Below are 2,051 nucleotides of genomic sequence, written 5' to 3'. Positions count from 1 at the left end.
TATCAAATTTGAAAAATTATTATCTAAATTAAATCTAAATTTTCTTGTCAGATCAGAGTAATCAAACTTACTTAAAGCACAAAATTTATTACAGTCTCCGGATATTTAAAATATCCGTCCCCATCTATTTATAATTCTTCTGTTAATTCAATTATTTCATCTATTATTTTTCCAATATGTTCTATAGTATGCAGCAATGGTTTATCCGTAGTAATATCCACTCCTGCTTTTCTAGCAAATTCTACTGGAGTATAATTACCTCCAGATTTTAATACTGATAGCCAATCATCAATGGCCTTTTGACCTTCTGATAATATTCTATTATTTACTTCTGTGGCAATAGTAAGTCCTGCACTATAAGTATAAGGATATAATCCCATATAATAATGAGGTTGTCTCATCCATGTAAGCTCTGCCCCCTCATTGATTACTACTGCATCTCCCCAGAACTTCTCTAATACTTCCCTCTTTAGCTTGTTCAATAAATCTGCATTAACAGAACCACCATCATCAACTATTTTATATACTTCTCTTTGGAAAGCTGCTTCTAGTAAATGGGTTACAAAATTATGATAGTAAGTTCTAGATATGATAGATGACAATACCCATCTTTTCATCCTCTTATCTTCCGTATTTTTCATCAAGTAATTTGCCATTAGCATTTCGTTCATAGTAGAAGGTGATTCTATACAATATAATGAAGGTCTTGAATTAAATATATTTTGGTTTTTATGAGCTAAGCAGAAATGCCCTGCATGCCCTAGTTCATGAGAAAGAACGAATACTTCCCTCATTCTTTCAGTCCAAGAAATCAATATAAATGGATGACTACCATAAGGACTAGCACAAAATGCACCAGTAGACTTACCCTTGTTTTGAACAAAATCTATCCATCTTTCATCAAAGGCCCTCTTTACCATCTCTAGATAATCATCACCATATACAGACAATGCCCCTTCAACATAAGGTCTAGCTTCTTCTACAGTTATCTTTGGTTCAAAATCTGGGTCTACTGCTAATTTTAAATCCACGAAAGTCATTTCCTCTAAACCATGGATTTTTTGGATTAGTTTAGCATATTTCCTCATATGAGGTGCCAAATGCTCCATTATCAAATCTATTTGTCTATCATATAGTTCTCGATCTACCTTTTGAGGGAACAACAGACTATCAATTACCGAATCAAATCCTCTTAAATTAGCTAAAGTTTTCTCTTTTTGAACTTGAGTTTGATATCCAGTGGCTATGGTATGTTGATATTCCCTCAATTTATTAGAAAAAGCTTCCGCTGCAGCTCGTCTAATCTTTGTGTCATTTTCAAACTCCCATTTCCCTTCAAATAGTACAAAGCTTAAAGGATACTCCTCCCCATCTACCGTAAAAGTACCAAAATCCATATCTGCTAATTTAGCTCTATTATATATCTGATAGGGTGCATCTAATACATTGGATAGAGCTGATAAGGTTCTCTCCACTTCAGGATGCAGAGCATAAGGTTTTTTCCTCATTATATCCTTTAGGAAATTTCTATTTTCTTCCGATTCCTCTATGGCTTCTTGGATTATTTCTTCATCTAATTGAATTATCTCCGATTCTATAAAACTGAGACGACTCTTAATCTCCGCTAAAATAGTAGATGTTTTCATCTGCCTAGTCTGGTTTTCCGTATCCATCTGGTTAACTGACACTGATAAAAATGAATAAGTTCCTAATAAACCTGTTATTTCTAATAAATCTTTTAGCTTGTCTAAACAAGCATTAATCTCCTTTGCTCCATTTAATTTACCTTTAAATTCTTTTTCAATCTCATGAGAAAGCAATGTTACCTCTTTTAGCTTCCCTTCAAATTCTTCTTCCCCTTTGAATATGGCTGATAAATCCCAGGTTAATCTTTCATCTACATCTTTTCTCTCTAAAAGTCCTTTACTCATATAATAACCCCCTTATTGTATTTCGTAGTGTCAAATTTGACACTCCTATTTTTTATTAAAACCTTATATTATCAAGGGTTACATAGTTTTTTATAAAACAAAAACAATGACCCCCCATTT

General features: G+C 33.1%; 1 protein-coding gene. It reads right to left on the bottom strand.

Annotated features, from left to right (window positions below; translation table 11 throughout):
* Positions 1 to 128: 128 nt before the first annotated feature.
* Positions 129 to 1,931: an oligoendopeptidase F gene (gene pepF, locus C3E90_RS08445; RefSeq protein WP_236915200.1), complete on the bottom strand. Its 1,803-nt coding sequence runs from the start codon at positions 1,929 to 1,931 to the stop codon at positions 129 to 131.
* Positions 1,932 to 2,051: the final 120 nt, after the last annotated feature.

Origin of the sequence: Clostridium sp. Cult2 (assembly GCF_021655075.1) — a bacterium.
Lineage (GTDB): Bacteria > Bacillota > Clostridia > Tissierellales > Tepidimicrobiaceae > Schnuerera.
Note: the sequence above shows the minus strand (reverse complement) of the source record. Positions and strands in the feature narration are given on the sequence as shown.